4 protein-coding genes and 1 pseudogene are annotated in these 6,651 nt (G+C 68.5%); 3 read left to right on the forward strand and 2 right to left on the reverse strand.

The features are described 5' to 3' along the window. The 3 genes and pseudogenes from PJ985_RS22935 to PJ985_RS22945 form a co-directional block, all read left to right on the forward strand. A pseudogene (locus PJ985_RS22935) lies at nt 1-309 on the forward strand (transcriptional regulator); the annotation flags it as partial. 329 nt (nt 310-638) lie between these two features. After that, entirely contained in the window at nt 639-2,006 is a 1,368-nt protein-coding gene (locus PJ985_RS22940) for a TrkH family potassium uptake protein (protein WP_271685811.1), read from the forward strand. A gap of 44 nt (nt 2,007-2,050) precedes the next feature. Beyond that, complete coding sequence (locus PJ985_RS22945) at nt 2,051-2,773, forward strand: potassium channel family protein (protein ID WP_271685812.1); 723 nt, start codon at nt 2,051-2,053, stop codon at nt 2,771-2,773. A 278-nt stretch (nt 2,774-3,051) separates the two neighbouring features. On the opposite strand, the gene PJ985_RS22950 is transcribed toward PJ985_RS22945, so the two are convergent. Both PJ985_RS22950 and PJ985_RS22955 read right to left on the reverse strand, forming a co-directional pair. Then, nucleotides 3,052-3,525, reverse strand: coding sequence for a hypothetical protein (locus tag PJ985_RS22950; RefSeq protein ID WP_271685813.1), 474 nt, complete (start codon nt 3,523-3,525; stop codon nt 3,052-3,054). Between the two features lie 17 nt (nt 3,526-3,542). Next, the gene (locus PJ985_RS22955) at nt 3,543-6,245 is read right to left on the reverse strand and encodes a DEAD/DEAH box helicase (protein ID WP_333909892.1); all 2,703 of its coding nucleotides are present in this window, start codon (nt 6,243-6,245) and stop codon (nt 3,543-3,545) included. Nucleotides 6,246-6,651 lie beyond the last annotated feature (406 nt).

The raw sequence follows: 6,651 nt of genomic DNA on the forward strand, positions 1-6,651 counted from the left end.
GACCGGGCCTACTGGGACCTGCGCCGCCAGCGGGTCACCCCCCACCTCAAACGCCGCCTCGCGAACAACGGCCGGGGGACCCGGATCGAGATCGACCCCGTCGATCAGCGCAACGTCCAGCAGCCCCACCGCCGGGACCTGGCCGTGCGCCACATCAACGTCCGCCCCCGCATCTGGAACGCCGCCGTCGACGCCTGGCTGAACAACGACGACCAAGCGATGGAAGGCATCTGGGACGAGATCATCATGGACCTCGGCTCCGGCTACGACGCCTACACCAACGTCGCCTCCGTCGGGTGGGCCGCCTGATGGCGCACTGCGGAGGAACCGGCTGCCACGGGCGCCTGAGCCGAAGCACGGTGCTCAGTGCTGGCCAGTGAGGGTTTGCGGACAGGACCGGCGCTGTCACGAAGTGAAAGATTCCGGGTGGGCGTTGCTGTCGTGGAGGCTTCATAGCTTCTTGGCGGGGTCGTGCTGTCTCAGGTTCAAGAGTTCGCATGTGGCCGTGAGCCGGCTGGCGATCGTGACGTTCAGACCCACTCAGTAGGGTGGTGCGGACCACCTCACCCCTGAGCTCTACAGTGTTCGGTTGGCGCGTCCGGGAGATTCCTGGACGCTGGCCCATGGAGCGGTGTGACGTGGCTGGTCAGGCGTTGCGCCGCGTGCTTGTCCGGATACACCCGGCCCGCGCGGTGGTCATAGCGTTCGGTGTCACGGTGGTGATCGGCGCCACTCTGCTGGCCCTCCCGGTCTCCTCCGCCGACGGCACCACCACCGACCTGGTGACTTCCCTGTTCACCTCGACCTCGGCGGTCTGCGTCACCGGCCTGGTCGTGGTGGATACCGGCGAGCACTGGAGCGGCTTCGGCCAAGCGGTGATCCTGGGCCTCATCCAGGTCGGCGGCTTCGGCATCATGGCGCTGGCCTCGCTGCTGGCGTTGCTCATCGCCGGGAAGCTGCGGCTGCGGATGACGCTGACCGCGCAGGCGGAGACGAAGAGCCAGGGGATCGGGGAGGTCCGCCGAGTACTGAAGCGGATCGCGCTGGTGACGTTGGTGGTCGAGGCCGTCGTCGCCACCGCCCTCACCCTGCGTCTTCTCCTGGGCCATGGAAAGTCACTCACCTGGTCGGCCTACCACGGCGTCTTCCATTCCGTCTCGGCGTTCAACAACGCGGGCTTCAGCCTGAACGCCGACAGCCTGGAAGGGTACGCCGGCGACCCCTGGGTGACACTGCCAGTCGCGGTAGCGGTGATCCTGGGCGGTCTGGGCTTCCCCGTAATCATCGAGCTGTTGCGGCACCGGGCCCGGCAGCGCGCCACCGCCCGTACATCCTGGTCACTGCACCTCAAACTCACGCTGGCCACCACCGCCCTGCTGCTGACCGCCGGCACGCTGCTCACGCTGGTCCTGGAATGGTCCAACGGCGGCACGCTCGGCCCGCTGCACACCGGCGAGAAAGTCATCAACGCCTTCTTCCACTCCTCGATGAGCCGCACCGCCGGCTTCAACGCGGTGGACATCGGCGAGATGGAACAAGCCACCCTGCTGGGCACCTGTGTGCTGATGTTCATCGGCGGCGGCAGCGCGGGCACTGCCGGTGGCATCAAGGTCACCACCTTCGCCGTCCTCGGAGCAGCCATCCTGGCCGAGGTACGCGGCGAACCCAGCTCCGGCATCTTCCACCGACGCCTCGCCCCCCACGTGCTGCGGCAAGCCCTCACGGTAGCGCTGCTGGGCGTAGGCCTGGTGATGTGCTCCACGATCGCACTCCTCACGCTGGTGGAGGACCGCTTCGAAGCGGTCCTCTTCGAAGCGGTCTCCGCCTTCGGCACAGTAGGCCTGTCCACCGGACTGACCGGCGATCTACCGCCAGCCGGGGAGGCGATCATCATCGTGCTCATGTTCGTCGGACGGCTCGGGCCGATCACCCTGGCATCCTCACTCGCCCTGCGGGAACGCAGCCGCCGCTTTCAGCATCCCGAAGAACGACCGATCATCGGATAGCCGCGCCAAGCAGCACCACCAGATACAGACAGGTACGGACAACCATGAGTCTCCTCAAGACCCTGCGCGAACGCAGCACCCGACGCGCCCACCGCGCCCACGGAATACGGCCGGCCGGCGACCAACAGGTCGCGGTCATCGGCCTGGGACGCTTCGGCAGCTCGCTGGCCAACGAGCTGATGCGGCGCGGCTGGGACGTGCTCGGCCTGGACGAGAGCGAACGGCGCGTCCAACGCCACCGAGACCTGCTGACCCACGCCGTCGTCGCCGACGCCACCGACGACGAGGCGCTGCGCCAGCTCGGCGTCCACGAATTCACCAGCGCCGTGGTCGCCATAGGCAGCGATGTGGAGGCCAGCATCCTGGCCACCTCCAACCTGCTGGAGGCCGAAGTCAAAAACGTCTGGGCCAAGGCCATCAGCCGCCAGCACGGCCAGATCCTGGAACGCCTCGGCGCTCACCACGTAGTGCTTCCAGAACACGAGATGGGCGAACGCGTCGCGCACCTCGTCACCGGCCGGATGCTCGACTTCATCGAGTTCGACGACGACTACGCCCTCGTCAAGACGCTCACACCAAAAACTGCTATCGGAGTTCCGCTGGGCATCAGCGGCGTCCGCACCCGCTACGGTGTCACCGTCGTCGGCATCAAACGCACCGGCAAGGCATTCACCTACGCCACAGCCGAAACCGTCGTCGAGCCGGGCGACGTCCTCATCGTCACCGGCAAGACCCGGGCCGTGGAAGCCTTCGCCGAACTGGAATGAACAGCATCACCGGAACGGCACCCACGACGGCCACCTCAGACCACGGCACGACCCAGCGTTCCGCCCCCAAAAAAGCGCCACGGGCACACCGCCCGACGCCCCCTGGTCGCCCTCACCCGGCAGGAAACCGACCGCGCCCCTGCACGCCGAACGCCTGGCACGCCACACCCGCCGGGAAGCCGAACAGTGCACGGCCACCGCCCTGCTTGTCGGCGAGCACCTGACCGACGAGGGTGAGTTTCCCGCGGCCCGTTCTCCGCCTATCTACTGCGTGGAGGTCACGCCTGGCTCTCCTCAGCTGCACGTGCGGCGGCGATCTCGGCCTTCAGCCGCGTCCGGGCCGCGGTAAGACGTTCCTCGGTCCGGGCCCGGGCGGCCAGGGTGCGTCCCAGCGCGGCCCGCTGCTTCTCCTCGCGCCGGATGAGTTCGGCCAAGACGGCCTCGCAGCGCTGGACCTGGTCGGCGGCGATCTCGGCACCAGGCCGGGCCGGCCTTTTCGCTGACCGGTCAACGCCCCGCCTTTGCTGCGCCTGCGCGAAGGCGACCAGTTCCTCCCGCACGACGTACTTGGTGCGCTTGCGGGGCGACCCGGTCACCAGGGCGAGCTTGGGGAAGTCCTGGTGCCGTGCGGCCCACATCGAGACAGTGGAGCGAGAAACCCCGACCAGGTCGGCACCCTCGGACAGGGTGACCAGCTCCGCCTCCCTGCCCTGATACTCCGCCCGAAGCCAGGCCACCCCTACGGAACTCATCGTGTCCTCCCCGCCGCTCATCGCACCCACTCCAGCCCGAGGGCAGCGAGCTGGGCCCGCCGCTCCGGTTTGAGCCGGGCGCGCCGGCTCTTCTGGTTGGACAGGAAGACCCCGGGCCGTACGCCCACCGGGCCGCCGTCTTCGCCCGGCGCGGGGTGAAGGATCTCCTCGTGGGCCCGGGGCACGCTCAGGTGGCCTTCCCTGTCGAGATATTGCCGGCAGGCGGCGATGCCGCGGCCGAAGGTGTCCAGGCGGTGCAGCCCGGGCACGACCGGCCGCTCCCCGCCGGACTCGTCTGCGCGGCGGTTCTCTGCCGGCGGTTCTATGCCGAGCGCGGTCAGGAGTTCCCGCTGCTCTCCGGTGAGCTGTGCCCATCCGGCAGTTTGTCGCTGTGCCCAGGTGCCGACGTCGATGCCGTTCACCCTCACGCCGGGCGGCACGTCCGGCGTTCCTTCTTCTCCGCCCAGCAGGAGGGCGAGGGCGGTGTAGGAGCGCTGCCAGGCCAGTGGCCACGGCGGGTTCCACCACGGGTCGATGGCCTCCAGTATTTCCCGCCGGGAATCGGTGAGCGCTTTCGAGTTCCGCAGATTGTGGAGCCAGACCCCGAGAGCGAATCCATCCACTACCGCGTCACGCGGCGCGCACAGCGTCCCGAATTCTTCGTAGTAGGAATGCGCGGCGATGATTCCCTGCCGGAATCTCGCGTCATCGACGTTCCAGACCATGCCGAGTTCATCGAGCAGCTGGTAGCGGTGGGGGCGGAGGGTGCCGTCGCTGAGGAGCCATCGCTGCTGCGCCACCCACTTCCCCAGTGCATAGTCCGTGCCGTCCTCGTCCGTGCCGTCGTCCAAGCGGATGGTGGCGGTGACCGGGACCATCGCGTCGCCGTGCTCGTCCACCCAGCGCCGCAGCGCCTCATACCCCGTCAGCCACACCTCGGAGTCGGGTTGGAGGACCCGGGTGCGCAGGAACCGGGCGATCGCGGCGGGGTCGCGGGGCCGGGAGAACCGGAGCAGCGGCACCGCGGCCGGGCGCGGCCGGCCCGCGCCGTCACCGTTCGCCGCCTCCTGGTCCTCCTCGTCGTCTCCGGGCTCCTCCTCGTCGTGCTCCTGCCCGTCATACTCGTCCTGGTCCTGGTCCTGGTCCTGGTCGTCGTCGTCGGCCAGGTCCAGTTCGGCGTCGGCCGCGCCGCTGCGCTGGCGTGTGTCTGCGGGGGCCTGCGGGTCCAGCCGCACGACCTCGGTGGGTGTCCCGGAGGCGGTGGCGGCTGCCGCTGCGAGCCTCTGGAGGATCCGGTCGTCATGAGCACGCAGGCCTTGAAGGATTTGGACCAGTCCGCGGTAGGCCGGGGAGGTCATCATGGCGTCAGGGGACTCCCCGGGCGCCAGGTAGACCGGGACGATGATCCGGGCGACCTTGCCCTCGCCGGGTTCCTGCCGCAGTGCCCGGCCGAGGATCTGCACGATCTGCACCGGCGAACTGCGCGTGTCAGCGAACACCACGCCGTCGACACCGGCCCGCCCGCGGATGTCGGTCCCTTCCGCCAGGACCTGACAGGAGGCGAGGAACTGCGCGTCCGCAATGTATCCGTACTCGTCCACGCCGTCCGCGAACCGCCCCAGCACGGCCTGCCGGTGGTTGGGGGAGTGTTCCCCGGACAGCCATTCCGCCGACACCCGCTTCGGATACCGGGCCGGATCCTGCGCGTGGAGCTGGGCGGCTGTTTCCGGCAGCGCCCGCGCGAAGCTCATGGCGGCCAGCGTGGTGCCGTGGAAGGTCAGCAGCGACCGGGCGCCGGACTCGTCCAGGTGGGTCAGCAGCGCCGCCTGCAGCGCGGCCAGGCGCCGTCCCCGCACTTCCTCGCTGCTGCTGTCGTCGTCCGCGCCGGCGTCGGGGTCGGTGATCTCCAGGATGTCGATCTCCCACCACGCGAGGAGCCCTCGTTCCACACTTTCCATCAGCTCCAGCTCGTACGCCCGCTCGCCGTACAAGGGGCTGTCCATGCTCGCGACCTGCCGCGCGTCACCGCCCACCGGTGCCTCCCACAGCCTCGGTGTGGCCGTCATCGCCAGTCGTCGCGCTGCCGGCAGCCTCGACTGGTCCAGTGCCGCCGCCCACGCCTTCCCTGCATCCCCCGAAGTACGGTGTGCCTCGTCAATGATCATGAGGTCTACCGGTGGCAAACCGTCGTCCCGGAACGCCCGCTCCAGCACCCCGGCACGGGCCTTGGCGCCATTCTCCCGGCTTCTCTGGTCCACCAGGCTGGCGTACGTCGCCACCGCTGCCACGGGGCCGTCCTCGGCCATCCAGTGGGCCAGCTGCGCCGGGTCGGTGGTGCAGCGGGCGAAGTCCTCGAGTGTGCCGTCCCCGAGCGCGTCGAGCAGCTCGGTGTCGGCCGCCGAGCACACCGCGACCATCCGGCCGCGGTAGCCGGCCCGGCGCCACGCCTGGACCGTCTGGGACAGCAGCAGCACGGTCGGCACCAGAACCAGCACTCGCCCGTACGGGACCAGCCGGCGCGCGGCCACCGCCGCCATGAACGTCTTTCCCGTGCCGGTCGCCATCACCACATTCGCCCGCACATCCCCACCCCGGGCATCGGACAATGCGTGAACGATCGCCTCCACGCATTCCTTCTGGTGCGGGCGGAGTTCAAGCCCATCGTCCTCTGATGGTTCATCAAGAATCGAAATGGTCACCGGATTTCCCCCCTCTTCCACGAGTCGTGGAATTCAGAACTGAGTGACGCACTCACGGTCAAGCCCACTGCGCTGGGGTAGTGCCTGGTTTCGAGAAGCACCAACAGTGATGCATCACGATCAAACGCTCACTCTGGACAGTCCAGCCATCATACCGCACCCTCGGTCACTGTCACCCCTTCCTGCTCCGCACATCCGTTCCCGCCCAGCCCGTCAGAGTCCGCAGCTTCACCACCACAGCCCCCGACCCGTAGCCCGCAAGCTTGAACCTCAACACCCCGTGCCCCTACAGTCCCTGACACAACATCACCACCCCTGCCCGGAGGGCAGCTAATTGCGGAGCAATTAGCCCGTATGTCGCGGAGCGACATACGGCAATTCCCGAAGGGAATTGCCCCCGAATTGCGGAGCAATTCGGGTAACGCCG

The sequence above is a fragment of the Streptomyces sp. ACA25 genome, from assembly GCF_028200735.1.
Classification (GTDB): Bacteria; Actinomycetota; Actinomycetes; order Streptomycetales; family Streptomycetaceae; genus Streptomyces.